The sequence below is a fragment of the Bacillus sp. FSL K6-1106 genome (assembly GCF_038005245.1).
GTDB classification, from domain to species: domain Bacteria; phylum Bacillota; class Bacilli; order Bacillales; family Bacillaceae; genus Bacillus; species Bacillus altitudinis.
Map to the genome: position 1 here is coordinate 1,045,496 of NZ_JBBOSV010000001.1, position 25,540 is coordinate 1,071,035.

Below are 25,540 nucleotides of genomic sequence, written 5' to 3' on the forward strand. Positions count from 1 at the left end.
AAATGAGTAAAAAACGATTGCCCTTCGAAAAAGGCAACCGTTCTTAGGTATTTATTTTACAATTAAATTGTTCATATTCGCAAATGATTGAATGACTTTTGCAAGTTTGACCATTTGTGCCAAACGATTTTGTTTCAGTTTTTCATCATCCGCATGAACCATGGTATGGTCGAAATAATGAACAATTGGTGCTTTTAATGTATCTAGCGCTTCAAGTGCTGATTGGTACTGACCTTTTGCCATATACTCGTTGACGGCTTTTTCCGCTTGCTGATACGCTTCAAATAGCTTTTGTTCGTGTTCATTTTCAAACAGTTCAGGCTGAATCTGTGCGTCTTCCCCTTTTTTACTGATTGAAATGACGCGGCCTAGTGCCTCAGCCGTTTCTTTGAAACTCTCCTGTTTCACGCTCTCTTCAAGAACAGCCGCTTTTTTCACAACCGCATATGGTTCAATATTTTCAACATCAAGGACTGCTTCCACCACGTCATGACGGATATGTTCTGCTTGAAGAACATATTTCAAACGGTGTGTTAAAAATTCAATGAGAGCCGCTTCATGTTTTGCATCTACTTGAGCTAGTGCTAAAAGCTCTTTAAATGAAAGATTCCATTGGCGGTCGAGCAGGATTTGAACGATACCGCTCGCTTGTCTTCTTAATCCATAAGGATCTTGAGAGCCTGTTGGAATGACATCAATTGAGAAGAATGAACAAATAGAATCTAGCTTATCTGCCACTGCAACAATCGCCCCAATAAGTGTTGACGGCGCATCGTCACCGGCAAAACGCGGCATATAGTGCTCGTTGATACTCTTTGCCACTTCTTCATGTTCGCCAAGTGCTCTAGCATATTTTTCACCCATGATTCCTTGCAGTTCTGGGAATTCATAGACCATCTGAGTCACAAGGTCAAATTTAGAAATACTGGCTGCTCTTGCAGCGCGTTTAGACGTTTCTTCATCTGCACCCACATGACTAGCAAGGCGGACGGCAATGTCTGTTACTCTTTTCAGCTTGTCGCCAATCGTGCCAAGTTTCTCATGGAATACGACTTTATCAAGCTTTTGAATGTTGTCTTCAATGACAAGTTTTTCGTCTTCTTTATAGAAAAATGCCGCATCTGATAAACGTGCACGAAGGACCTTTTCGTTCCCTCTTGCCACATTTTCAAGTGCCTCACTGTTCCCGTTTCTGACCGTAATAAAGTGCGGCAGTAATTCCCCTTGTTCATTTTTCACAGGGAAATAACGCTGATGCTCTTTCATTGTCGTAACAAGCACTTCTTCTGGCAGCGCAAGAAATTCTTCTTCAAAAGAACCAAATAGAACGGTTGGATATTCAACGAGATCGTTCACTTCTTCTAGAAGCTCAGGATCAACTGGAATGACCCAGCCTTTTTCGGAAGAAAGGGCATGTAATTGCTCAGTAATTAATTGTTTTCTTTTATCTGAATCAACAATGACAAATTGATCTCTTAATGTTTGCTCATAAGAAGCTGGTGTGTCAATGCTGGCTGTCGTCCCTAGGAAACGATGTCCTCTAGTCTCCCGTCCGCTTTTCACTCCTGCAATTTCGACAGGAATGATCTCTTGACCAAATAAACAAACAATCCATTTAATTGGACGGATATAGCGTAAATCCTCGCTTCCCCATCTCATGTTCTTTGGAAAACTCAATGAAGCGGCAATGTCCCCCAATGCTGGAAGAAGGTCTTTGACTTGCTTACCTTCTTGAAACTTTTGGACATGAACATAATCTACACCTTTGATGTCTTTGAAATACAGATCATCAGTTGATGCGCCTTGCCCGCGGGCAAAACCTTCGGCAGCTTTTGTCCAATTGCCTTCAGCATCTTGAGCAATCTTTTTAGCCGGTCCTTTTGCTTCTTCTTTGATGTCCTCTTGTTTTTCTGCAACACCTTTGACGAGTACAGCTAGACGTCTTGGTGAATTATATAAAGCAACGTCTTCGAATGAAATATTTTGCGCTACGAACCAAGCTTTTACTTTGTCACCTAGCTGCTTTGTGCTTTCTGGCATGAAACGAGCCGGCATCTCTTCTAAGCCGATTTCAAGTAATACATCTTGTTTATTCATGAGAAGCCGCCTCCTCTTTTAGCATAGGGAATCCTAGTTTTTCTCGTTCTTCGTAATATGTTTTGGCTACTTTTCTCGCTAACTGACGTACTCTTCCGATATAGCCTGTTCGCTCAGTCACAGAAATTGCGCCTTTGGCATCAAGCAGGTTAAATGTGTGAGAACATTTGAGTACATAATCATATGCTGGGTGAACAAGCCCTTTGTCCATTTGGCTATGTGCTTCTTTTTCATATGTTGTAAATAAATCGAACAGCATATCCGTATTAGATGTTTCAAACGTATACACAGAATGCTCGTATTCAGCCATTAAGAATAAATCTCTTACAGTAAAGCCATCTGTCCATTCAAGATCAAATACATTTTCTTTGTCCTGGATGTAAGAAGCAAGACGCTCAATTCCGTATGTGATTTCAACAGAAACTGGCTTACATTCTAAACCGCCGACTTGCTGGAAATACGTAAATTGCGTAATTTCCATTCCATCAAGCCAAACTTCCCAGCCAAGTCCTGCGCAGCCAAGAGATGGGTTTTCCCAGTTGTCTTCAACAAAACGAATATCATGTTTCAGCGGGTCAATGCCAAGCGCCTTCAATGATTCCAGATACAGTTCTTGAATATTGTCAGGTGATGGCTTAATGATCACTTGAAATTGATGATGTTGATACAATCTGTTTGGGTTTTCTCCATATCTGCCGTCAGCCGGGCGTCTTGAAGGTTCTACATAGGCTACCTTCCATGGCTCTGGCCCAATGCTTCTGAGGAACGTGTATGGACTCATCGTTCCAGCACCTTTTTCTGTGTCATATGCCTGCATTAATACGCAGCCTTCATTTGACCAATGCTTTTGCAGCGTCAAAATCATGTCTTGAATATTCAATGATCGCACCTCCATCTTTTTTACACCATCCGCTATGTATGGCGGTGGGGCCTAGAACCTTTTTGCAAAACACAAAAACTCCCGTCTCTATGCTCACAAGGTTCCTTGCAAACATAGGGACGAGAGTTTTTCCCGCGGTTCCACCCTATTTGCTGGTGTCGTAGCACCCAGCCGCTTTGTTTTACGTTGCTCAAGAATGCCTTTCGTTACGTGTCCATCCTTAGCTCACACCGCCCTAAGGTCGCTTTTATGGCTGATACGTAAGTACTTCTTTCTGTCAATGCAACATATTTGATCTTAGATGATCTTACAAAAAGTCACGAGAGATGTCAACTTTTGTTTTCACCGTCCATTAGCTTTTTCATGGATTCCATTTGATTCATGAATTTTTTTGATTTTAAATAAAGACCTGAATACTCTTCATAATAATGATCGAGCACTTGACGAATTTCTTGTTTCGTTTGTGGTTTCACGTCAACCTGACCAAGCCTTGATAAATCAAAATAATGAAACAAACGGAGCAGTCTTGCTGCTGCTGGGGATAAGGGCAGTTTATATGGATCTTTAGAAAAGCATTGCTTACAGATGAATCCGTTATCTCTAATTGAGAAGTGGAACTGCCCTTCTTTTTGACCGCAGTGTACACATTGGTCCAGTTCAGGCTTCAACCCCATCACTGACAGCATTTTAACCTCTACGATAAATAAAATAATATCAGCATCTGTGCCTTCATTGAGATGGCGTAAAGATTGAAGAAGAAGTTCAAACAAGTAAGGGTTTGGCTTCTTTTCTTCTGTTCCTTTATCAAGTAATTCTGTCATATATGCGGCATATGCGGTCAGAAATAAATCTTCCCGAATGGTTCGCATGCTTTCCATCATTTCACCTTGCTGGAGCGTTCCAAGTCCTGTTGATGATTGGATCAGGAAGGTTCCGTATAAAAACGGCTGGCTTATGGCTGACAGGCGGCTGTTCGATTTCTTAGCGCCCCTTGCCATCACACCAATTTTCCCATGTTCTCTAGTGAGCAGCGTGACAATTTTGTTTGTTTCGCCATAATCTGTTGTTCTAAGGACGATTCCTTCACTTTTAATGAGCATTTGTCTACACTCCGAGCGTTGGAGGGGGTCAAGAATTATAAGATTGGAAAATCAAGTCGTGCTATTTCTTCTTCAAGTACATCGGGTCTTTCCAGGTTCTCCTTTTCTAACTCTTTGAAAAGCAGATACGTGTCAACGCTTCCTGTTTGTGAAAATACGTTCCATGTAAAATTCAACATAAAAACCCCACCTTTCTTTATTAGAAGCAGCAACGCTACATCCAACATATTAACTTTATCTTGACCAGGCTACCTCCATTTCATGATAAACAATTTTTACTAATCGAACCGCACCATTGTCAGATCTACTAACAACTGTATCGGTTTTTAATATTCGTCTTCTCTAAATCCGAAATCACGAAGATGTGTGGATTTATTACGCCAGTCCTTCTGCACTTTTACCCAAAGCTCTAAATACACCTTTGAGCCTAAAAGTGCTTCAATGTCTCTGCGCGCTTTTTGTCCCACTTCTTTTAATAAGCTGCCGCGCTTACCAATCACAATCCCTTTTTGTGAATCACGTTCTACGACGATGGTCGCTGCAACATGAATCTTGCCGTTTTCATCTGGCTTGATCGATTCAATCGCAACCGCAATACTGTGAGGGATCTCTTCTCTCGTTAAATGCAGCACTTTTTCACGAATTAATTCAGAAATAATAAATCGCTCTGGGTGATCTGTTACTTGATCTGCCGGATAAAATTGAGGGCCTTCTGGAAGATAACCTTCAATTTGCTGAAGAAGCGTATCAATGTTGTTGCCTTCAAGTGCTGAAATTGGCACAATTTCCTTAAATGGGTAACGTGTGCGGTATTCATCAATTAAAAGGAACAGTTCATCCGGATGAATTTGGTCAATTTTATTGACGACAAGGAACACCGGTGTCGATGTTTGCTTTAGTCGTTCAATGATGAATTCATCACCTTTTCCATAGCCTTCCTGTGCGTTGATCATAAACAAGATCAGGTCGACTTCCTTGAGTGTATTTTGAGCCACCCTCATCATAAAATCGCCAAGTTTGTGCTTCGGTTTATGAATTCCTGGTGTATCGATAAAAATCGTTTGTGACGTGTTTGTTGTCAGAACACCTTGCACTTTGTTTCGAGTCGTTTGGGGCTTATCACTCATAATCGCAATTTTTTGCCCAATCACACGATTAAGAAAGGTCGATTTCCCTACATTTGGTCTTCCAATAATTGATACAAATCCTGATTTGAAGCTTTCGTTAGTCATTTAAATCCTCCGGTGAAAATGCGCCTGGCAATAGTTCGTTTACTGTCGTTTCGTATATATGTCCTTTTAAGTTCGTTAGAATCACTGGCATATCAGGTGCACATAGCTCTGAAATGACCTGTCTGCATGCGCCGCATGGTGAAACAGGTCGATCTGTATCAGCCACTACTGCAAGCATTTGAAAAGATGTGATGCCCTCTGAGTAAGCTTTAAAAAGTGCTGTTCTTTCCGCACAATTACACATACCATATGCTGCATTTTCAATATTGCAGCCGCCATACACTTTTCCGTCATGCGATAATAATGCTGCACCGACTTTGAATTTAGAATAGGGTACATATGCAAAATCTCTTGCTTTGACTGCTTCTGAAATCAACTCTTGTTTGTTCATTCTAGTTCCCACTTTCAGAAGAAATGGTACCACTGTCACATTTATATTTTACATAATTCACGTGACATTTTCACGCCCATTTCTAAAAATGTTAATAAATAGTAATATTGTTCTATTGCATGATCTTCGGTAAGAAGATCATCAACCCAATCATAACCGAAATGGCGGCGTAAACGCAAACAGCGCCTGCTGCCGCGTCCTTCGCTCTCTCAGCAAGAGGATGCTTCTCTTCTGTGAAAAGATCTACTGTATGTTCAATTGCTGTATTCACAAGTTCTAACGCAAACATCCCGCCGCATAAAAGCAGAATGATCATCCATTCAACCGGATGAATGTGAAACCAAAAGCCGCAAATCACCACGATGATGGCTGCGACTGTGTGAAACCGAAAATTCCGTTCATTCAAGAAAGTTCGCCATATTCCTCTAAATGCATAATAAAAACTCCGAAAAAAACGGACAAGCGGCGTTCGCTTCTTACGATGATCTCGAAAGGCCATAATCATCCAAGATTTTTGTCTGTTTGGCGAACATTTCTTTTTCATCTTCTTCTGTCATATGATCATAACCAAGCAAATGAAGAAAACCATGAATCGTTAAAAATCCTAGCTCTCTCATGAAGGAATGTCCATATTCCTCTGCTTGCTCTTTCGTACGATCAACACTAATGATAATGTCACCAAGTACAGGCGGAATGTCATCAGCTCCAATGATTTCAATTTCCCCTTCGCCTTCTTCCTCAAGGGCAAATGAAATTACATCTGTTGGTGCATCTTTTCCTCGGTATTCTTTATTAATTTGATGAATTTCTTCATTTGAAACGATCGATACTGATACTTCTGCTTGATCTTTTACTTCAAGAGCATCCGCAGCAAATTGAAGAAGTTTTTCCACTTCTTCAAGCTGCTCTTTCGATACTTGTCCTGTTTCATCTATTAAATCGATTAACAATGTCATTTACTTCACCTTCTGCTTCGGGGCATCTGGATATTCAATCCGAGAATGGAAAATCCCCTTTAATGTTGTACAAATTGTTTGGCTAATAATATTTAATTCTTTAAATGTCAGATCACATTCACTAAATTGTCCATCCTGCATCTTATCTGAAATAATGCCCTTCACAAGCTTTTCAATCCGCTCAGGGTTTGGATTATGCATCGAACGAACCGCCGCTTCCACGCTGTCAGCTACAGAAATAATGGCCGCTTCTTTCGATTGCGGTTTTGGACCAGGATAACGAAATTCTTCTTCTGTCACCTGATCATCCCGTTCTTTTGCCTTATAGTAAAAGAACTTCAGCAGGGACTTTCCGTGATGCTGTTCTGCAATGTCCACAAGTTCCTCTGGAAACTTCTTTTCTCTCAGCATTTCAGCACCATCTGTCGTATGGGCAATAATAATATTCTTGCTCAGCTGAGGAGAAAGCTTGTCGTGCGGATTATCAATGTTCATTTGGTTTTCAATAAAGTATTGGGGTCTTTTCGTTTTTCCAATGTCATGATAATAAGCTCCAACCCTCGCTAACAATCCATTTGCACCGACTGCTTCACATGCAGCATCCGCTAAATTCGCCACCATGACACTATGATGATATGTACCTGGCGTCTCTGTTAAGATCTTTTTCAGCAGCGGATGATTCGGGTTCGATAATTCAATAAGCTTCATGGTCGAAAGAATGCCAAACATGCTCTCAAAGACTGGCATTAACCCAATAACCAGAATAGCCGATGCAAACCCTGACACAATCGCCATGATGAGGTTCACACCTATTTCAAGCCCTGATGGAGAAGAATTTTGAATCAGCGTAATGGACAGCACGACAAGTACATTCACCAAAGCTACCCAAAGCCCCGCCTGCAAAATTTTCGATCTCGCATTATGTTTTCTCAAAAATAAAATTCCTGCCATCCCGCTTATTAGATAATAAGCACAGATGACATAGTTAAAGACACCTGTTACTCCTTGATTAAACATCATACTGCCGCAAAGGGCAAATACAAGGCCGGAGAAGATTGCCAGCCGCTCATTGATCAGCAGCTTAATCAGCATCGTACCAAGTGCAACAGGCACGACATAGCCTATGGTCGTATACTTCGTTTCCTGGAAGAGACTGAATACTTCCATGATGATTAAAATAATGGTGAAAATGAGCGAGTACAGCAGTAACGATTTATTCTTATGGACGAGCGACTTTTTCCTCGATTCCAGTGAGTGGACAATCGCCGCTAAGAAGAGACCGATTAAGATGATAAGACCGCTTACAGGCTTAAACAAATTGGAACTGTTTAAAAGACCCGTCAGTTCTAATTTACGATACACTTCACGGTCAATGAGCTCGCCTTCTTCCACTAAAATTTGCCCTTGCTTGATTTGAACTGGCTGGATATTATCAGCTGCTTCTTGTCTTTTCTTCTCTGTTGCCACCGGGTCAAATACATAGTTTGGAATAATCGCAAATTCACCAATTTCTTTCGCTGCATTTAAATATTTTGACGGAATCGAATTGTTTTCAAGCTCTGCTTTCACTTGTTTCTTTTCATCTTGCAGCTTAGAAGCTGTGATTTCTTTACTCATGAGAGAATTGACCACTGTGATGATGGAGTCCTTTGTAAAAGAAAGGTTTTCGTCACTTGCTTGGAGCAGTGCTTTAATCGATTGATCCGAAACAGCTTCCTGCATATCGGTTGTGAGTTTCTCTTTTACACGCTTCACCATCTCTTGATCTGTTGGCGGGTTCTCTTTGTCATCAGCTGCTTTCTTCTCTTCTTTAATGGCTTCAAAGAGGGATGAAATGAGGTCAACACGATTATCAGAATACGCTTTTTTGAGTGTATATTGGTCTTCTACTTGATCCGTTGCTTCTTGTTTCTTTTCTTCTGTTGCTTCTTGGTCATCAACGGTAGACGGAGAATAGATGGTCTGTTCGCTCACTGAAAACAAATCTAGGTCGAGCGATTCAGGCTTTACATGGAAGAAGAGCACCACAAACATGATGGCTGCTAAACCAGCGTATAGCAGTACGTTTAAATAGCGTGAGCGCTCCATTTTCTGAGGTTCTTTTTTAGACAGCAGCCTTTTGCGCTTACTGCCTTTCTGATTCTTTCTCAAGGAAAGTACCTCCTTTTTTACTTTAAACCACGATCGAAACAAAATGACCCGATTAAGGCGATCGGGTCACTCAGTTCATTTTTGCTTTTCGTATGCTCCAATGATCTTCGCCACAAGCGGGTGTCTGACCACATCTGTCTGATCTAATTCAATGAATGAGATACCCTTGATCTCAGCAAGCATGTCCTTTGCAGCCGCAAGACCTGACTGCATACCTTTAGGCAGATCAATTTGTGTAATATCTCCTGTAATGACCATTTTAGAACCAAAGCCTAGTCTCGTCAAAAACATTTTCATTTGAGCTGGCGTTGTATTCTGCGCTTCATCTAAAATCACAAATGCATCATCAAGCGTCCGCCCTCTCATATAGGCAAGAGGGGCAATTTCAATGACACCTCGCTCAATTAAACGTTCCGTATGATCACTACCAAGCACATCGTGCAAAGCATCATATAGCGGTCTTAAATAAGGATCGACTTTTTCTTTTAAATCTCCTGGCAAAAAGCCAAGACTTTCTCCTGCTTCAACAGCTGGTCTTGTCAGGATAATCCGTTTGACATGTCCATTTTTCAGGGCATGTACGGCGTTGACCACTGCCAAATACGTTTTACCTGTACCAGCAGGTCCAATCCCAAAGACCAGATCATCTTTTTTCATTGCCGCAGCATATTCACGCTGGCCGATCGTTTTGACTCTGATCGACTTTCCTTTGGCATTTTTCGTAATTTCATCTTCATACATATTTTCAAAATAATTGAGCTTGTCTTTTTGCGCCATTTTAATGGCATAGACGACATCCCGTTCAGAAATCTCAATTCCTTTACGAATGAGATGTAAGAGAGATGTTATCAAACGGCTCACAGTATCTCTCGATGCTTCCTGACCAGAAACATACACTTTCTCTCCACGTGTGATAATGGAGACATTCAGCTCGTTTTCCATCAGTTTCAGATAAGCATCTTGATTGCCAAATAAAGCAATGGCTTCGTTTGGGCTATCCAATTTTTGTTGAATCTCAAGTAAATGTTCTGTCATTCTCTAGTCTCCCTGAACAATAGGTGTTGGTTGAACAATATCTTCTATTACTTGGTAAAGGATGATTAACTTAACTTTACCATTCCCTGTTGTCTCGTGCAAAACTTTTTCACTTTTCACCTCACCTGTTTGACCTAGCTTTTCTTCTAATTCTTTTTTACCCATTTTAATCCCTGCTTGAACCGCTTCTTTATTTGTGTATTCTCGATTTATTTTTTCACTTTCTCGTGTGATTTCCTTTTCATAGGAGAACGGTAGTTGCATATTCAAAAAATGAAGCGGGTGAACTTCTTTTTCTGTTTTCGGCTGCTGAAAATCATCTTTTTTAAAGGAAAATCCCCAAAATGGGATGGAGCCTCCAAACAAGGATAGCTTGTGCTTTGTCTTCATTTTACCCGTAAAGACATCAAAAGATGTTCGGAGAGGGACAGAAACTTCAGATCGGTACCATGTTTCACCATATATTTTCGCTTTGGCTCCGACCGTTTTTTTCTGATCTTCACTCCCAATTAAACCTGAGACGAGCATCTGCCCTTTTTTCACATGTTCATCGACCTGGGCAAGCGGTTCCCCCTTTTCTACATACATTCTCGTGATGACCGCCTTTTTCTTGGCAACGATGTGCTGAGGACTCGTATATTTCTCCTTTTCAGGTTCATTTTTTTCGACCACTTTCATTTGAAACGTCGTTCCGTTCAGTTCAACTCCGACCCATGTAATGCTCTGAATATTGGTCGTCAATGACTTTTGTATTTTTTCAGGTGTCCCCATAAGAAACTGAAAACGCCCTTTTTGTACCCCTATTTCGTCCAGATGCTTTCTCATTTGGTGTTCTGTTTCTGGATTCGCACCTTTAATCTCAATTTTCCACACCATATTTGAAAGAGCCAATATCGTCACTAGGAAAAAAGCCATCCCGAGGGTGAATCCAATATTTCTTCTCGACCATAAAAGAAGAAACGGGAATCCTTTCTTTTGATGAAATGAACATTTCACCTCATGATGTCTGCGCACTTTTCTAAAGGCATGTACATCTGAGAGGCGAATAAATAAGCGCACGCTGTCTTGACGGCGGCTCACTTGAAAAATTGTGATCCCCTGTCTCGTGCACTCATTGATTAACCGCTCAATACCGCTTCCTCTTATCTCCACTTCCACTCTGCCAATAAAATAAGCAAACCATTTGTTCTTCACGTTTCTCCCCTCCGTCAGTTAAGAATCAATATAACGGACCTCATCGATTTTCCCCTCTAATAAGATCTCTTCTGGCAAAATCGTTTTAATCACAAAGTCTTTTCCTGAAATAATGCACTGTCCTTGCTTGAGCATCAGCCTTACCTCTTGATCACTGAAAAGTAAAAGCCCTTTATGGTTCTCTATGTAAATATGGATTCTGCCAACCATCGTAATACGGGGAAGATCCATCATCACGTCCGGAGGGATTTCAAGTGTTCTTGTCAGCCATGCTTTAAGTCGATTTTTTCTTTTTCCCATTCAATAAGAACCCCTTCCCACCTCATGTGTATGAGATCAAACTGAAAGATGGTGAGACTGATGAGAAAGCCTCTATATCATCCTATTCCTCAGCGGTTCATATCATGCTAATGAATCCCGTAAAACAGCCGTTTCATCATTTTGACTAAGAAAAGTCTCCATTACACAACAAAAAAGCCCCCTTAAGGATGAGGGGGCTTACTTCTTTATCTTTTATATGGTCGTTTCATCGTTCGATGCGGCTTTTTGGCACGAGGCTCTCCAAATACTTCACCAAGGATCATCCCTTGAACGACCGTATCTTGGTTGAGTTTCTCAATCATTTTCGGCTTCATTCCAGCAGATGCTGCTTTTGGCCTTGTAAGTTCTCTTTCAAGCGATTGAAACTCTTTATTCAGCTCGCTTTTTCTTTCTTCCATTTCGGCAAGTGTAGCGGTATAACGATCCTGTAAGGATTGTGAACCTTGTTTCTTCATCCCGCCATGATCATGTACATCGCCAAAATCGTCAAGTTGGTCCGTTACGACCGGATCTGGACTTGTTTGTTTTGTTTGCTTTTGCGGCACTGGTTTATGCTGAGGAGCCGGTTTGTTTTGCTGGTTCTTTTGTTCGTTCTCCTCTTGTTTACCGATTTTCCCAAAAACCGCAGAAATGATACCGATGATAATCGCGATTAATAGCGGATTTTCAAATAGAATGTCCAATGGGCTCCCTCCTTAAAGCGTGAGAGGATGCTTATTTGTTTTCATTATCAGATGGACCTTTTGTCATTTTGCCAAATGAATCTCTCATATCCGTATCAGCATCGATATTCTTAATGTTCATGTAGTCCATAACTCCAATATTACCTTCACGTAGTGCTTCGGCCATTGCAAGTGGTACTTCCGCCTCTGCTTCTACTACTTTCGCGCGCATTTCTTCAACTCTCGCACGCATTTCTTGTTCTTGTGCAACAGCCATCGCGCGGCGTTCTTCTGCTTTCGCCTGTGCAATGTTTTTGTCGGCTTCTGCTTGGTCTGTCTGCAGAATTGCCCCGATGTTCTTACCGATATCAACATCTGCGATATCAATCGAGAGAATTTCAAATGCTGTACCTGAATCTAATCCTTTACCAAGAACCGTTTGAGAAATCATATCAGGATTTTCAAGAACCTTTTTATGATTATCTGATGAACCGATTGTCGAAACAATCCCTTCACCTACACGAGCAATGATCGTTTCTTCCCCTGCACCACCGACAAGTCTGTCAATGTTTGCACGAACTGTAATACGTGCTTTTGCTTTTACTTCAATCCCGTCCATCGCAACACCTGAGATAAATGGTGTTTCAATGACTTTAGGGTTTACACTCATTTGGACAGCTTCAAGTACGTCACGGCCTGCTAGGTCGATTGCCGCACAGCGAGCAAAGTTCAATTCGATATTCGCACGCTGAGCTGCGATCAGTGCGTTGATCACGCGGTCTACGTTACCACCTGCAAGATAGTGGCTTTCTAATTGGTTAATCGTCGCATCAAGACCTGCTTTATGCGCTTTGATGAGCGGGTTGACCACTCGGTTTGGAATCACTCGGCGAAGCCTCATTCCTACAAGTGTAAAAATGCTCACTCTTACGCCAGCCGCTAGGGCAGAAATCCACAGCATCACCGGTACAAAGGTGAAGAAGATCGATAGAACGATCAAACCTGCTGCGATAATCACGAATAATAGTAAAGTAGATGGATCCATTTTATTCCTCCTATAAAATCAGTATATCTATACTTTCCTCACGACAATGCGTGAGCCTTCCGCTTTCACAATTTTTACTTGTTCATCCTTATCGATAAAAGCACCTTCTGACACAACATCAATGCGCTCGTCTCCGAATACAATCGTACCAGATGGACGAAGTGCTGTTGCTGTCACTGCGATTTGTCCTACAAGATCATCTCTTGTTTCATTTGAGACATAACCACTTTCTTTATTGGTTGAATCGGTTAAAATGAACTTTTTAAAAAATTTCATACGTTTCCCCAACACCTTTGTCAATAAAATAACTGCTATGATTGAAACAGCAGTGGCAATCAAGATGGAAATCGCCATTTCTGTAAAGCTTCCAGCTGCTAAAAATAAGCTGACAACGACACAGATTAGTCCAATGACACCCACGATTCCCCCTGGCAAAAATAATTCCAGAATGATCAACACAATCCCTGCCAAAAACAGGAACAATGTCTCATATCCTGCAAAACCTGCCACGAGATGACCATAAAAGAATAGAAGAAGCGCTGTGACTCCCATGGTGCCTGGGACCCCAAAGCCGGGAGAATATAATTCAACAATTAATCCTAAGCTCGCGATGGATAAAAGGATAGGAATGACGATCGGATGCGTGAGAAAACGCGCCACCTTTTCAGCAAAGCTCACTTCATCGTATTGAACAGAGGCACCTGCTAAGTTCAGCTTCTGAAGCAAGTCATCCATATTTTTCGCTTCTCCTTCTGCATAACCGAACTGAAGCGCCCGATCTGTGTTAAAGGTCAGCAGTTCTCCTTTTGGTGCACCAGCTTCTTTTGCGTCTATATCTACATCTGCCATCGCAAGAGCATATTTTGGATCACGCCCCTGCTTTTCAGCAGCGTCACTCATTTCAGCAAGCCATAGAGATTCAGATTTTTGATCGGCAGCGTTGCCTTCACCGTCAATGATCGCAGCAGCCCCCATCTTTCCGTTTGGGGTCATATAAATTTGATCGGCATTTAGGGCAATGAATGCCCCGGCTGAAAGCGCTCTATGATTCACAAACGCTGTCACTGGGATGTCGGATGCACGAATGGTATCGGCTATTTCAAGCGCCGCATCGACTGCACCACCTGGTGTATTGATGTCGAGAATGATGTGCTTCGCCCGTTCCGACTTTGCCTGCTCAAATGATCGTTCAATGAATTTAGAAAGTCCTTTTTCTACTGTATCTTCAATTGGGATAACATGAACTTTCTGATCTGCTGATTTCGCGGTCAATTGAACCCCTAATAACAAGCATATTATAAAACAACTGAAGAGAGCAATAGAAATTTTCATTTTTTTCATCTATTTGGTGATCCCCCCTCTCTTTCTTTCATTTTACCGTTCCTTTACATACGTTACAAATGTATCATAGGTTTCATTTTTATATGACAGGTTTATGGAGGCATAAAAAAAGTACCCTTCTAACATGAGAAGGATACTTTTTTATTGAGACAGTTGCTCGCTGACAAGTCTGTTAATCACAGCACCATCAGCTTTACCTTTTACTTTTGGCATAATAGCGCTCATCACTTTACCCATATCAGCTTTCGATGAAGCACCAGTTTCGGCGATTGTTTCTTTCACAACCGCCTGCAGTTCTTCTTCAGAAAGCTGTTCAGGTAAATAAACGTCTAAAATGTCAATCTCTTTTTGAACTTTATCTACTAAATCTAAGCGATTAGCTTTCGAAAATTCATGGAGGGAGTCTTTACGTTGCTTAATCTCGCGGGAAAGGACGGTTAGTTCCTCATCTCCGGTCAAACTGTCTTTCTTAAGCTTTATTGCTTCATTTTGCAGTGAAGCCTTTACCATACGAATGACAATAAGCTTGTCTTTCTCTCGGTTTTTCATAAAAAGCTTCATATCAGAATTTAATTGCTCAAGAAGACTCATAAAATCCACCCTCTTTAGAATTTACGTTTTCTAGCAGCTTCAGACTTTTTCTTACGCTTTACGCTAGGCTTTTCATAAAATTCACGCTTTCTTGCTTCTTGCAATGTTCCAGTTTTGGATACACTGCGTTTAAAGCGACGAAGAGCATCTTCAAGCGATTCGTTTTTTCTAACGACCGTTTTTGACATTCTCTTTCCCTCCCTCCGAATACACCAATCGACTGCATTAAAAAAAGATATACATATGCAAAACATGTACCTAGACATTATAATATAAGCCTAGGTTGAGGTCAACTAAGTGATTTGGAAATATATTTTCGTCATGAGCAGGTAGACAAGTCCATATATTCATTGGTAAGAGGAGGACTTTTCTATGATGGCGATCATTTATTTTTGTGCACTTATTTTCATTTTTTTATGGGCAATGGGTTTGCTTAGGAAAGGATTAATGGCACTCACGTCGTCTCGTATTGAGAAATCACTTCTTCTCTTTACAGATCATCCAGTCAAAGCATTCTTGGTCAGTATTGTGTTTACAGGGGTTCTTCAAAGCAGTTCGGCGTTTATGGTCATCGTTATCGGCTTTGTGAGTACAGGCATTCTCACGTTTAAAAAATCCATACCCATGATTCTTGGAACGAATATCGGCTCAACATTTACGACAGAATTTATTGCCATTAAGATGGACGTGTTTATGTGGGTTCTGATTGCAGCTGGTCTTTTATGTATCATTTTGGGCAGGAAGTCTTTTCGATATGCAGGAAAAAGTTTATTTGGGCTTGGCATGATCTTTTTTTGTATTCAAGGTTTTTCAAAAATTGCAGGTATGATGACCAGTCAGCCAGAGACACTGCGTTTCCTTGAAATGATGCAGCATTCCGATTGGACAGCTCTTCTCTCTGGTACAGTGTTCACGGCCATTGTTCATTCAAGTTCTGTATGTATCGGTATTTTGATGGGATTTATGAATGAAGGGACTGTCGCCCTAAAAGAAGGCATCAGCTTTGTTTTAGGGTCCAATATCGGAACATGTATTACTGCCGTGATGGCTGCTATCTCTGGCGGTTATGCAGCCCGCCAAACCGCGTATGCACACGTCGTGTTTAATGTTCTAGGTGTTCTTTTATGTCTTCCTTTTCTCACCTTTATCACAGAGTTTGTTGCACTTTTAGCAAGCTCTCCTGCCCAGCAGATTGCGCACTTTAGTCTGCTGTTTAATGTTGCAAGTTCTCTCCTCTTTTTCCCGTTCATCCGCCCTTTTCACGCCTTGATTTTGTTCCTTCTTCCAAATCAGTCAACATAAAAGAAACCGGCTTGCCTAATGGCTGCCGGTTTTTCATTCATTATGAGGTCATTCTCACTTGATCCGTCTGCACGTCATCACTTATACGGACGAACTGTCCTTCGTTATAAGGATAACCTGCTTTTGTAATCTTCACTTTTACCAAACGGCCGATCATGTCCTCTGTTCCTTCAAATACGACCTTCATGTAGTTATCAGTATATCCTACATACAGATTGTGCGTTCCGTCTTGTTCTTTGAAGGATTCTTCTGGAATAATCTCTAAGACGTCGCCTTCATATGCCGATGCATATTCTTTCGCAAGCTGATCAGAAAGAGCAATGAGGCGGTGAACGCGTTCGTTTTTCACATTCTCATCTACTTGATCTTCCATTCTTGCAGCAGGCGTACCTGTCCGTTTGCTGTAAGGGAACACATGGAGCTCAGAGAATTGATGGTCTTTGACAAAATTGTATGTCTCCATAAATTCTTCTTCTGTTTCTCCTGGGAATCCAACGATCACATCTGAAGTGACAGCAAGACCTGGCAATGCTTTTTTGAGCTTCGTTAAACGCTCTGCAAAGAATTCCATTGTGTATTTACGGCGCATTCTTTTCAGTACAGTATTAGAGCCAGATTGAAGCGGAATGTGCAAGTGTCTCACAATTTTATCTGACTGATCGAGCACTTCAATCACTTCGTCTGTAATTTGACTTGCTTCAATGGATGAAATGCGGATTCGTTTTAATCCCGCCACACGTTCATCTAATTCTTTCAGAAGCTTAGCAAAGTTATAATCCTTTAAATCTTCACCGTATCCACCTGTATGAATACCTGTTAATACAATTTCTTTGTAGCCAGCATCGACAAGCTGCTGCGCTTGATTGATGACTTCTTCTGGATCGCGAGAACGCAGTAATCCGCGAGCCCAAGGGATAATGCAGAATGTACAGAAATTGTTACAGCCTTCTTGGATTTTTAATGAAGCACGTGTTCTGTCAGTAAACGCAGGAACATCTAGTTCTTCAAAGACCCGTGCTTTCATGATATTGCCAACTCCGTTGATCGGCTGTCTTTCTCTTCTGTATTCTTCAATATAACCAAGCAGTTTATGCCTGTCTTGTGTGCCAACCACAATATCAACACCAGGAATCGCCATGATTTCTGCCGGAGACGTTTGTGCGTAACAGCCTGTTACACAAATGACACCATCCGGATTATGACGAATGGCTCTTCTAATGACTTGGCGGCTTTTTTTATCGCCTGTATTGGTGACGGTACATGTATTAATGACATATACGTCTGCTTTTGATTCATAGTCTTTTCTTTCATAGCCAGCTTCTTTAAACAGCTGCCAGATGGCTTCTGTTTCGTAGTGATTGACCTTACAGCCAAGTGTATGGAACGCTACTGTTCCCATCATGATTCACCTCTTAATAACTCTGTTTGATAAGATATAGCAGAAAGCGCATAAAGAGGAGCTGTTTCTGTTCTTAAAATGCGTGGTCCAAGCCCGCAAATGACTGCACCATGCGCTTCAAGTTCTTCAATCTCCTTTTCTGCTAAACCGCCTTCTGGACCAAAAACCACTAATAAGGTTTGTCCGCCCTTCATCTGTTGGAGCACCGTTTGAAACCGGCTTTGCTCGCCTTCTTTCGATGATTCTTCGTATGCAACGACACATTTATCGAATTCACCGGCCAGTTGAATCAGCTCTTTAAATGTTGATACTGGATGAACGCGCGGAATGATATTCCGGTAAGACTGCTCGGCAGCTTCTTTCGCAATTTTTTCCCAGCGATCTCGTTTTTTTAATGACTTTTTTTGGTCAAGTTTTGTAATCGAACGAGTCGCTTGAAACGGAATAAAAGCACTTGCGCCAAGCTCGGTGCCTTTTTGGATAATCCATTCAAGCTTATCCCCTTTTGGCAGACCGCTTGCAATCGTCACCTTGATCGGAAGTTCTCGATTCTGATTCGTCCAGCCTTCCAAGTGACAAATCACTTCTTCCTTTGTTATTGTATCAATTTTACTGAGCGCTTCAAAGCCGTCTGTCGTTAAGCAAAGGATGTCCTCCCCTGCTTTCATCCGCATGACGTTTGCAAGGTGATGAACATCTTCACCCTTTATGACGATGTTTCCCTTTTCCGTCACTTCTTCTTTTGTGAGGTCGATAAAATATCGTTGCATACGTGTCCTGACACCTACTCGCTTTATTTTTTCGCTATTATGCTGACCCAATCTTCCATTGACAGCACTTCAACAATCTCAAAACCGGCTTCTTCTAAAGCAGTTTTGACTTGTAATTTCTTTTGTCCGATAATGCCTGATGTAATAAAGTAACCGTCTTTCTTCAATAGATCATACGCTTGATCTGTAAAGCGCATGATGACCTCTGCGAGGATGTTGGCCACAATCACATCGCGTTCACCTGAAATCCCATCAAGTAAATTATTTTGTTTTACCGTTACTTGCTCGCTCACACCATTTAATTCGATGTTCTGCTTTGCACTTTCCACTGCAACGGTGTCGAGATCAAATGCATGAATGTCTTTTGCACCGAGCATTGCAGCAGCAACACTTAAAATGCCAGATCCTGTTCCAACGTCAATCACCGTGTCGTTTTCCTTCACATAGCGCTCAAGCGCCTGAATGCAAAGAACCGTTGTTGGATGTGTACCGGTTCCAAATGCCATTCCAGGGTCCATTTCGATGATCAATTCATCAGAATGAACGGGTGTGTACTCTTCCCATGTTGGGACGATGGTAAATTTCTCAGAGATTTTCACAGGATGATAGTATTTCTTCCATGCAGTCGCCCATTCTTCTTCGTTTACTTCACAAATTGACAGTGTATTTCGTCCAAGGTCAATATCGTATAGAAGAAGATTATTGATGGCTTCTTTGATCTCATCTACCGTTTCCATCAAAAAGCTATTCATCGGAAGGTAGGCTTTGACGATGACCCCTTCCTCAGGATAATCATTCGGATCGAGCTGGTAGATCTCACCGTATACATTTTCACGTTCCTTGACTAAATCAAGCGGGTCCTCAATCACGACACCGCTTGCACCTGCTTCATGCAAAATATTGGTGATCGGTTCCACCGCTTCATTTGTTGTATGGACGCTAATTTCTGACCACTTCAATACTACCAACTCCTTATCCGTCTTACTCGCCTTTAAATGCGCGTTTCACCTTATCGAAAAAGCTCATTTCTTGTTCGTCCGGTTTATTTCCGCTCACTTCAGCAAATTTTCTAATGATATCTTTTTGATTTTCAGTTAAATTCGTCGGTGTTACGACGCGTACAACGATATGCTGATCGCCTTGACCATAACCGCGTACATTTTTTACACCTTTTCCTTTGAGTCTAAACTTCGTGCCCGTTTGTGTGCCCGCAGGAACTTTTAATTTGACTTTCCCATGTAATGTCGGCACTTCAATTTCATCACCTAGTGCAGCCTGCGCAAAGGTAAGCGGCATTTCGCAGTAGATGTCATCTCCATCTCGTTCGAAGAATTCATGTGCCCTCACATGGAAAACAACAAATAGATCGCCTGGAGGTCCTCCATTTACACCTGGTTCACCTTGACCAGATACTCTAAGCTGCTGACCATCGTCCACACCTGCTGGGATCGTCACATTGATTTTCTTACGCTTACGCACTTTACCAGATCCACCACATGTTGAACACTTATGTTCAATTTGTTTACCAGTTCCGCTACAGTAGTTACATACTCTGCGGTTGACTACTTTACCAAATGGCGTGGATTGCTCGACATTTAGTTGACCTGACCCGCCGCAATGTGAGCATGTCTTCGCCTGTGTTCCAGGTTTTGCACCTGATCCATGACACGTTTCACATGATTCTTCGCGGGGAATCTCGATCGTTGCTTCTTTCCCAAATGCCGCTTCTTCAAATGAAAGGGTCATTGTATATTGAAGGTCCGCTCCTTGACGCGGTGCATTTGGATCTCTTCTTCTGGCTCCGCCGCCAAAAATACTAGAGAAGATGTCATCAAATCCGCCGAAGCCGCCAAAGTCTCCTCCACCGCCAAATCCGCCGCCACCAAATCCTTGGTTTGGATCGGTGTGACCGAACTGGTCATAATGTGAACGTTTTTGATCGTCAGAAAGGGTTTCATAGGCTTCTTTTACTTCTTTAAATTTCTCATCTGAGCCAGCTTCTTTATTAATATCAGGGTGATACTTTTTTGAAAGCTTGCGGTATGCCTTTTTGATTTCGTCCTTTGAGGCGCTCTTACTCACGCCAAGCACTTCATAGTAATCACGCTTACTCATCTCTTCACACTCCCGATTTTCTCACATAAATACGATTGTATCATTTTAAATTGATCTTTTTCAATTCCTTTTCATCGTTGAAAAGAAAAAAGTCAAAGTCAAGAGATCCTGACTTTGACTTTCTGACGAGTACGTTTCAGCAGTCTTTTTCAAAAGTAAAGGTGATTATTTTTTCTCTTGATCGTCGTTTACTTCTTCGTATTCTGCATCCACTACATTGTCATCTGCTTTTTGAGCACCTTCAGCGCCGCCTTCTTGCTGAGCTTGTGCTTGTTTTGCAGCTTCTTCATAGAGCTTTGTCGTTAGTTCTTGAACGATTGTTTGCAGCTCATCTTTTTTCGCTTTGATGTCTTCAAGCTCGCCTTTTTCGATCGCAGCTTTTAGCGCATCTTTTGCTTCATTCGCTTTTTTCACTTGCTCTTCATCGATTTTGCCTTCAAGATCTTTTAATGTTTTTTCTGTTGTAAACACTAATTGATCTGCTTCATTGCGCACTTCGATTTCTTCTTTTTTCTTCGCATCTGCTTCAGCATTTTCTTCTGCTTCTTTGACCATTTTTTCGATCTCATCATCAGAAAGACCTGAAGAAGATTTGATTGTGATGTTTTGTTCTTTTCCAGTACCCATATCTTTCGCACGTACGTTGACGATACCGTTTTTATCGATATCAAAAGATACTTCGATTTGTGGTACGCCGCGTGGTGCTGGTGGAATGTCAGTCAATTGGAAACGACCTAATGTTTTGTTGTCTGCTGCCATTGGACGCTCACCTTGTAAGACGTGAATGTCTACAGCAGTTTGGTTGTCAGCAGCCGTTGAGAATACTTGAGATTTACTTGTTGGAATGGTTGTATTACGTTCAATCAGCTTTGTGAATACGCCGCCCATTGTTTCAATTCCTAAAGAAAGTGGTGTGACGTCAAGAAGAACAACATCTTTGACATCTCCTGTGATAACTCCACCTTGAATTGCCGCACCAAGTGCAACCACTTCATCAGGGTTTACGCCTTTATGAGGCTCTTTACCTGTTTCTTTTTTGATTGCTTCTTGTACTGCAGGAATACGAGTTGATCCACCAACAAGGATAACTTTATCAATCTCGCTAGCAGATAGACCAGCATCTTTCAGTGATTGACGTACAGGTGTCATTGTACGCTCTACAAGGTCTGCAGAAAGCTCTTCGAATTTAGCACGCGTTAGCGTTAATTCTAGGTGAAGAGGACCTGCATCTCCAGCTGTGATAAATGGCAGTGAGATTTGTGTAGAAGATACACCAGAAAGATCTTTTTTCGCTTTTTCAGCAGCATCTTTTAAACGCTGAAGCGCCATTTTATCTTTAGAAAGATCAATGCCGTTTTCTTTTTTGAACTCAGCCACTAGATGATCGATGATGACTTGGTCAAAATCGTCTCCACCTAGACGGTTGTCCCCAGCAGTTGAGCGTACTTCAAAGACGCCGTCTCCAAGCTCAAGGACTGATACGTCAAATGTACCGCCACCAAGGTCATATACAAGAATCGTTTGATCTTCATCTGTTTTATCTAAACCATAAGCAAGTGCAGCTGCTGTTGGTTCGTTGATGATACGTTCTACTTCAAGACCAGCAATTTTACCAGCATCTTTTGTTGCTTGGCGCTCTGCATCGTTGAAGTAAGCAGGAACTGTAATAACCGCTTTTGTTACTTCTTCGCCAAGATAAGCTTCAGCGTAAGATTTAAGGTGTTGAAGGATGATTGCAGAGATTTCCTGCGGCGTGTAGTTCTTGCCCTCAACTTCTACTTTATAATCTGTACCCATATGTCTTTTAACAGACATGATAGTGTTTGGGTTTGTAATTGATTGACGTTTTGCTACTTCACCTACTTGGCGCTCTCCATTTTTAAAAGCGACAACAGATGGTGTTGTACGTGCTCCTTCAGCGTTTGCAATAACTTTTGGCTCGCCGCCTTCGAGTACTGCAACACATGAGTTTGTTGTTCCTAAGTCAATACCAATGATTTTACTCATATTCGATGACCTCCCATTATGTAGTTATTGATTTACTTTTACCATTGATGGACGAATAACTCGGTCTTTGAGTTTATAGCCCTTTTGCAATTCTTCTACAACGATGTTTGAATCGTAGTTTTCATCTTCAACTTGCATGACGGCTTGATGAAGGTTTGGATCGAACTCTTTGCCGACAGCTTCAATTGGTTCAACGCCTTCATTTTTCAACGCTTCTACCAGCTGGCGGTAAACCATTTGCATACCTTCTAACAAACTTTTCGTCTGCTCATTGTCTGGATCGATTCCAAGCGCTCTTTCAAAGTTGTCGAGAGCTGGGAGAAGGTCGCTGACAACATGTTGAGAACGATATTTTTGCACGGTCTCCACTTCAGTTCGAGCACGGCGTTTATAGTTTTCAAAATCTGCTTGAACACGCAGAATTTTGTTTTCTTTTTCATCTAGAAGCTGCTGCAATTCATCAATCTTCTCTTGGAAGGCAGACTGTTCATCGTGCTTTACTTCCTCAGTTTCTGCTTGAACTGCTTCTTCTTGTGCTTCAACCTCTGCTGCTTGCTCAGGTGTCTGTTTTTCTTCTGACATTGTGTTCACCTCCCTCAAAAGATTCAATTATACGAAGGGGCTGTGCCCCCACCTTTTATCACCCTACTCATCATACAAATTGGAAAGTGCGTTTGACAAGTCTTTTGATACATGATGCAAAAGACTAACGACTCGCCCGTAATCCATACGGGTTGGACCAATGACAGCGATGGAGCCGAGTGATTTTTGATCAATCGCATAAGTTGCTGTGATTAAACTGCAGTTCTCCATTGCTTCCAAATTGTTTTCTGAACCGATTTTAATGGTGATTCCTTGCTGATTTGGATGAAACAGCTGCATGACATCGTTCTTTTGTTCAATCAGCATCATGAGTGAACGAATGCGGTCAATGTCATGAAACTCTGGCTGGTTCAACATATTAATCTTCCCGCCAAAGAAAAGTTTTGATTCATTTTGTGTTGAAGTGAATGTGTTACCAAGCGCATCTAAAATATGATCATAGTCTTTTAAATGCGTGCGAAGGAGCATCACTACTTCTTTATACATCCTGTCCTTCAGCTGATCCATCGGGACTCCGGCTAAGCGGCTGTTTAAAATATTCATCAGCTTCTCAATATCGGAGACATCAAGATGCTCAGAGAAGGTGATGGTTTTGTTTTCAACATGCCCGCTGTCTGTAATCATAATCGCTACTGCTTTATTAGGCTGGACAGGGACAAGCTGAATTTGCTTCAATCGATTTTCACTTAGCTTTGGACCAAGGACAATCGATGTGTAGTTTGTGAGATCTGATAAAATTTCCGCCGATTTTTGAACTGTTTTTTCCAGCTCAAAAATTTTCTCCTGAAATACTGACTGGATGAGCACAAGCTCTTTAGATGACAGTTTTCGCGGAGAGAGCAAATGATCTACATAATAACGATATCCTTTTTCGGAAGGAATTCTTCCTGATGAAGAATGGGTCTTTTCAATAAAACCGAGTTCCTCCAAATCAGCCATTTCGTTTCTAATCGTCGCAGAGCTGAATGTAATGTCTTCTTTTTTGGAAAGAGTCCTTGATCCAACTGGCTGCGCCGAACGAATAAAGTCATTAATAATGACTTGTAGAATCAAAAGCTGACGATTTGTTAACATCATCATCACCCCTGTTAGCACTCTCTTTCAACGAGTGCTAATTGTATAAACAAAATTACCAAACTCAAATTAAAATGTCAATTATAACTCACCGAGAAACGCTTGAAATACTTCATTCCCTAACAATTTTCCTTTTCTTGTTAAACGAATGCCAATCTCATCCTGTTCAATGAGACCTTTTTCTGCTAATTCTTCAAGAACGGCGGGAAAGAGTTCTTCTGGTGATGCTCCAAATTTCGCTTGAAAGTGAGCACTTTTCACGCCTTCAATTTTCCGCAAACCTAAGAACATTTCTTCTTCGATCTGTTCTGCTTTTGTCACCTGATGCGTTTCCTTATATGGAAACCCTGTTTGTTCAATGAGCTCTAAGTAATGCTTCACTGGTCCAGCGTTCACATTGCGGACGCCATCTACATACCCGTGCGCTCCTGCGCCAAAACCAAAGTAATCTTCGTTGCTCCAATAGGTGAGGTTATGCTGGCTTTCAAAACCTGGTTTGGCGTAATTGCTAATCTCATATTGTTTGAGTCCGTGCCGCTCCATTTCATCCATGACGAGCTCATACATTTCAGCCTCACGTTCTTGCGGTGGTAAATGCAGTTTCCCTTTTTGCATCAAATTGTAAAAGACCGTCTTTGGCTCGACAATCAGCGAATAAACCGAATAATGTTCTGCACCTAATGAAAAAGCGGTCTCTAGTGAATGCATGACATGATGCTTCTCTTGATGAGGCAAACCAAACATAAGATCAAGACTAATGTTGTCAAACCCAACTGCTCTTGCTCGCTCGAAAGATGTGAGAACATCTTTCTTTTGATGAACCCGTCCGATTTTTTTGAGCAGGTCATCTTCAAATGTTTGAACACCAAAGCTCAGCCGATTAACGCCTGCTGATTTTAAGACATTCAATTTCTCAAGCGATAGTTCGTCTGGGTTTGCTTCTACTGCAAACTCGATTAAGTTTTTGGTTGGTTTTAATACGCGGTGAATGCTGTCCATAAGCTGATCTAACTGGCTGGTTGTCAGTGATGTCGGGGTTCCCCCGCCAATAAAGATCGTCTTTAGTTCTTGCTCCCCTTTTTGATCGATCGTGTGCTGCATTTCTTTTTCAAGAGCGGCTAAGTATTCATCGACCGGCTGGGTTTTAATGAAAAATTTATTAAAATCACAATAGTGACAAATGTGCTCACAAAATGGAATGTGAATGTATGCTGCTTTCATTTGTTGACACCTTCTTTACAGGTAAAGAGCCGCAGTTTATCGCTGCGGCCTCT

The 25,540-nt window shown here is 41.6% G+C and carries 26 protein-coding genes; 1 reads left to right on the forward strand and 25 read right to left on the reverse strand.

Features of this window, described 5'->3' with window-relative positions; translation table 11 throughout:
* Nucleotides 1–51 precede the first annotated feature (51 nt).
* The 17 genes from glyS to rpsU all read right to left on the reverse strand — a co-directional run bounded on the left by glyS (nt 52) and on the right by rpsU (nt 15,184).
* The gene (glyS, locus tag MHI20_RS05455) at nt 52–2,097 is read right to left on the reverse strand and encodes a glycine--tRNA ligase subunit beta (RefSeq protein WP_277518756.1); all 2,046 of its coding nucleotides are present in this window, start codon (nt 2,095–2,097) and stop codon (nt 52–54) included.
* Complete coding sequence (gene glyQ / locus MHI20_RS05460) at nt 2,090–2,977, reverse strand: glycine--tRNA ligase subunit alpha (RefSeq protein WP_003217487.1); 888 nt, start codon at nt 2,975–2,977, stop codon at nt 2,090–2,092. The genes glyS and glyQ overlap by 8 nt, the downstream gene beginning before the upstream one ends.
* A gap of 329 nt (nt 2,978–3,306) precedes the next feature.
* Nucleotides 3,307–4,077, reverse strand: coding sequence for a DNA repair protein RecO (recO, locus tag MHI20_RS05465; protein WP_008342406.1), 771 nt, complete (start codon nt 4,075–4,077; stop codon nt 3,307–3,309).
* A gap of 35 nt (nt 4,078–4,112) precedes the next feature.
* Nucleotides 4,113–4,256, reverse strand: a complete 144-nt coding sequence (locus MHI20_RS05470; RefSeq protein WP_008342408.1) for a YqzL family protein — start codon at nt 4,254–4,256, stop codon at nt 4,113–4,115.
* A gap of 147 nt (nt 4,257–4,403) precedes the next feature.
* On the reverse strand, nt 4,404–5,309 hold the full coding sequence (gene era, locus MHI20_RS05475; RefSeq protein WP_007501305.1) for a GTPase Era: 906 nt from the start codon (nt 5,307–5,309) through the stop codon (nt 4,404–4,406).
* Nucleotides 5,302–5,700, reverse strand: coding sequence for a cytidine deaminase (locus tag MHI20_RS05480; protein WP_008342410.1), 399 nt, complete (start codon nt 5,698–5,700; stop codon nt 5,302–5,304). Before MHI20_RS05480 ends, era begins: the two co-directional genes overlap by 8 nt.
* Nucleotides 5,701–5,812: 112 nt before the next feature.
* Nucleotides 5,813–6,199 (reverse strand): diacylglycerol kinase family protein, encoded by a 387-nt coding sequence (locus MHI20_RS05485; protein ID WP_024718818.1) that lies wholly within the window; start codon nt 6,197–6,199, stop codon nt 5,813–5,815.
* Nucleotides 6,177–6,656, reverse strand: a complete 480-nt coding sequence (gene ybeY / locus MHI20_RS05490; protein WP_007501310.1) for an rRNA maturation RNase YbeY — start codon at nt 6,654–6,656, stop codon at nt 6,177–6,179. Before ybeY ends, MHI20_RS05485 begins: the two co-directional genes overlap by 23 nt.
* Nucleotides 6,657–8,768, reverse strand: a complete 2,112-nt coding sequence (locus MHI20_RS05495; protein ID WP_396466850.1) for an HD family phosphohydrolase — start codon at nt 8,766–8,768, stop codon at nt 6,657–6,659.
* A 114-nt stretch (nt 8,769–8,882) separates the two neighbouring features.
* Nucleotides 8,883–9,842 (reverse strand): PhoH family protein, encoded by a 960-nt coding sequence (locus tag MHI20_RS05500; RefSeq protein WP_008342419.1) that lies wholly within the window; start codon nt 9,840–9,842, stop codon nt 8,883–8,885.
* A 3-nt stretch (nt 9,843–9,845) separates the two neighbouring features.
* A complete protein-coding gene (gene yqfD, locus MHI20_RS05505; RefSeq protein ID WP_041506935.1) occupies nt 9,846–11,036 on the reverse strand; it encodes a sporulation protein YqfD in 1,191 nt (396 codons plus the stop codon).
* Between the two features lie 18 nt (nt 11,037–11,054).
* Nucleotides 11,055–11,336 carry a sporulation protein YqfC gene (gene yqfC / locus MHI20_RS05510; protein WP_039169927.1) on the reverse strand — a complete coding sequence of 94 codons (282 nt, stop codon included), beginning with the start codon at nt 11,334–11,336 and terminating at the stop codon, nt 11,055–11,057.
* 206 nt (nt 11,337–11,542) lie between these two features.
* The gene (locus MHI20_RS05515) at nt 11,543–12,040 is read right to left on the reverse strand and encodes a hypothetical protein (RefSeq protein ID WP_340937092.1); all 498 of its coding nucleotides are present in this window, start codon (nt 12,038–12,040) and stop codon (nt 11,543–11,545) included.
* A 31-nt stretch (nt 12,041–12,071) separates the two neighbouring features.
* Nucleotides 12,072–13,064: a flotillin-like protein FloA gene (floA, locus tag MHI20_RS05520; protein ID WP_008356247.1), complete on the reverse strand. Its 993-nt coding sequence runs from the start codon at nt 13,062–13,064 to the stop codon at nt 12,072–12,074.
* Between the two features lie 27 nt (nt 13,065–13,091).
* A complete protein-coding gene (locus tag MHI20_RS05525; protein WP_058336632.1) occupies nt 13,092–14,405 on the reverse strand; it encodes an NfeD family protein in 1,314 nt (437 codons plus the stop codon).
* A 141-nt stretch (nt 14,406–14,546) separates the two neighbouring features.
* On the reverse strand, nt 14,547–14,996 hold the full coding sequence (locus MHI20_RS05530; protein WP_007501319.1) for a GatB/YqeY domain-containing protein: 450 nt from the start codon (nt 14,994–14,996) through the stop codon (nt 14,547–14,549).
* A gap of 14 nt (nt 14,997–15,010) precedes the next feature.
* On the reverse strand, nt 15,011–15,184 hold the full coding sequence (gene rpsU, locus MHI20_RS05535) for a 30S ribosomal protein S21 (RefSeq protein WP_003152957.1): 174 nt from the start codon (nt 15,182–15,184) through the stop codon (nt 15,011–15,013).
* A 184-nt stretch (nt 15,185–15,368) separates the two neighbouring features.
* Between rpsU and MHI20_RS05540 the strand changes: the two genes are divergently transcribed.
* Nucleotides 15,369–16,298 (forward strand): Na/Pi symporter, encoded by a 930-nt coding sequence (locus tag MHI20_RS05540; RefSeq protein ID WP_039167243.1) that lies wholly within the window; start codon nt 15,369–15,371, stop codon nt 16,296–16,298.
* A gap of 40 nt (nt 16,299–16,338) precedes the next feature.
* Here the strand turns inward: MHI20_RS05540 and mtaB are convergent, their stop codons facing one another.
* From mtaB to hemW, 8 genes are all read right to left on the reverse strand, one after another.
* Nucleotides 16,339–17,697, reverse strand: coding sequence for a tRNA (N(6)-L-threonylcarbamoyladenosine(37)-C(2))-methylthiotransferase MtaB (gene mtaB, locus MHI20_RS05545; protein WP_017367626.1), 1,359 nt, complete (start codon nt 17,695–17,697; stop codon nt 16,339–16,341).
* Nucleotides 17,697–18,467 (reverse strand): 16S rRNA (uracil(1498)-N(3))-methyltransferase, encoded by a 771-nt coding sequence (locus tag MHI20_RS05550; protein WP_035390848.1) that lies wholly within the window; start codon nt 18,465–18,467, stop codon nt 17,697–17,699. The genes mtaB and MHI20_RS05550 overlap by 1 nt, the downstream gene beginning before the upstream one ends.
* A 23-nt stretch (nt 18,468–18,490) precedes the next feature.
* Nucleotides 18,491–19,426 (reverse strand): 50S ribosomal protein L11 methyltransferase, encoded by a 936-nt coding sequence (prmA, locus tag MHI20_RS05555; protein WP_017358022.1) that lies wholly within the window; start codon nt 19,424–19,426, stop codon nt 18,491–18,493.
* A gap of 22 nt (nt 19,427–19,448) precedes the next feature.
* Entirely contained in the window at nt 19,449–20,582 is a 1,134-nt protein-coding gene (gene dnaJ / locus MHI20_RS05560; protein WP_017367628.1) for a molecular chaperone DnaJ, read from the reverse strand.
* Nucleotides 20,583–20,747: 165 nt separating this feature from the next.
* Nucleotides 20,748–22,589 carry a molecular chaperone DnaK gene (gene dnaK, locus MHI20_RS05565; RefSeq protein WP_039167239.1) on the reverse strand — a complete coding sequence of 614 codons (1,842 nt, stop codon included), beginning with the start codon at nt 22,587–22,589 and terminating at the stop codon, nt 20,748–20,750.
* Nucleotides 22,590–22,613: 24 nt separating this feature from the next.
* Entirely contained in the window at nt 22,614–23,171 is a 558-nt protein-coding gene (gene grpE, locus MHI20_RS05570; protein WP_008342471.1) for a nucleotide exchange factor GrpE, read from the reverse strand.
* Between the two features lie 63 nt (nt 23,172–23,234).
* Nucleotides 23,235–24,266 (reverse strand): heat-inducible transcriptional repressor HrcA, encoded by a 1,032-nt coding sequence (hrcA, locus tag MHI20_RS05575; protein ID WP_008342473.1) that lies wholly within the window; start codon nt 24,264–24,266, stop codon nt 23,235–23,237.
* A gap of 81 nt (nt 24,267–24,347) precedes the next feature.
* On the reverse strand, nt 24,348–25,487 hold the full coding sequence (gene hemW, locus MHI20_RS05580; RefSeq protein WP_268360721.1) for a radical SAM family heme chaperone HemW: 1,140 nt from the start codon (nt 25,485–25,487) through the stop codon (nt 24,348–24,350).
* Nucleotides 25,488–25,540: the final 53 nt, after the last annotated feature.

Coding starts and splice junctions, on each gene's coding strand:
- floA (WP_008356247.1), bottom strand. CDS start 13,064: ATGGATCCATCTACTTTACTATTATTCGTGATTATCGCAGCAGGTTTG.
- MHI20_RS05550 (WP_035390848.1), bottom strand. CDS start 18,467: ATGCAACGATATTTTATCGACCTCACAAAAGAAGAAGTGACGGAAAAG.
- MHI20_RS05500 (WP_008342419.1), bottom strand. CDS start 9,842: ATGACAGAACATTTACTTGAGATTCAACAAAAATTGGATAGCCCAAAC.
- grpE (WP_008342471.1), bottom strand. CDS start 23,171: ATGTCAGAAGAAAAACAGACACCTGAGCAAGCAGCAGAGGTTGAAGCA.
- era (WP_007501305.1), bottom strand. CDS start 5,309: ATGACTAACGAAAGCTTCAAATCAGGATTTGTATCAATTATTGGAAGA.
- MHI20_RS05485 (WP_024718818.1), bottom strand. CDS start 6,199: ATGGCCTTTCGAGATCATCGTAAGAAGCGAACGCCGCTTGTCCGTTTT.
- MHI20_RS05525 (WP_058336632.1), bottom strand. CDS start 14,405: ATGAAAAAAATGAAAATTTCTATTGCTCTCTTCAGTTGTTTTATAATA.
- MHI20_RS05540 (WP_039167243.1), top strand. CDS start 15,369: ATGATGGCGATCATTTATTTTTGTGCACTTATTTTCATTTTTTTATGG.
- MHI20_RS05530 (WP_007501319.1), bottom strand. CDS start 14,996: ATGAGTCTTCTTGAGCAATTAAATTCTGATATGAAGCTTTTTATGAAA.
- hemW (WP_268360721.1), bottom strand. CDS start 25,487: ATGAAAGCAGCATACATTCACATTCCATTTTGTGAGCACATTTGTCAC.
- recO (WP_008342406.1), bottom strand. CDS start 4,077: ATGCTCATTAAAAGTGAAGGAATCGTCCTTAGAACAACAGATTATGGC.
- rpsU (WP_003152957.1), bottom strand. CDS start 15,184: ATGTCAAAAACGGTCGTTAGAAAAAACGAATCGCTTGAAGATGCTCTT.
- hrcA (WP_008342473.1), bottom strand. CDS start 24,266: ATGTTAACAAATCGTCAGCTTTTGATTCTACAAGTCATTATTAATGAC.
- dnaK (WP_039167239.1), bottom strand. CDS start 22,589: ATGAGTAAAATCATTGGTATTGACTTAGGAACAACAAACTCATGTGTT.
- yqfC (WP_039169927.1), bottom strand. CDS start 11,336: ATGGGAAAAAGAAAAAATCGACTTAAAGCATGGCTGACAAGAACACTT.
- MHI20_RS05470 (WP_008342408.1), bottom strand. CDS start 4,256: ATGTTGAATTTTACATGGAACGTATTTTCACAAACAGGAAGCGTTGAC.
- ybeY (WP_007501310.1), bottom strand. CDS start 6,656: ATGACATTGTTAATCGATTTAATAGATGAAACAGGACAAGTATCGAAA.
- dnaJ (WP_017367628.1), bottom strand. CDS start 20,582: ATGAGTAAGCGTGATTACTATGAAGTGCTTGGCGTGAGTAAGAGCGCC.
- MHI20_RS05480 (WP_008342410.1), bottom strand. CDS start 5,700: ATGAACAAACAAGAGTTGATTTCAGAAGCAGTCAAAGCAAGAGATTTT.
- glyS (WP_277518756.1), bottom strand. CDS start 2,097: ATGAATAAACAAGATGTATTACTTGAAATCGGCTTAGAAGAGATGCCG.
- mtaB (WP_017367626.1), bottom strand. CDS start 17,697: ATGGGAACAGTAGCGTTCCATACACTTGGCTGTAAGGTCAATCACTAC.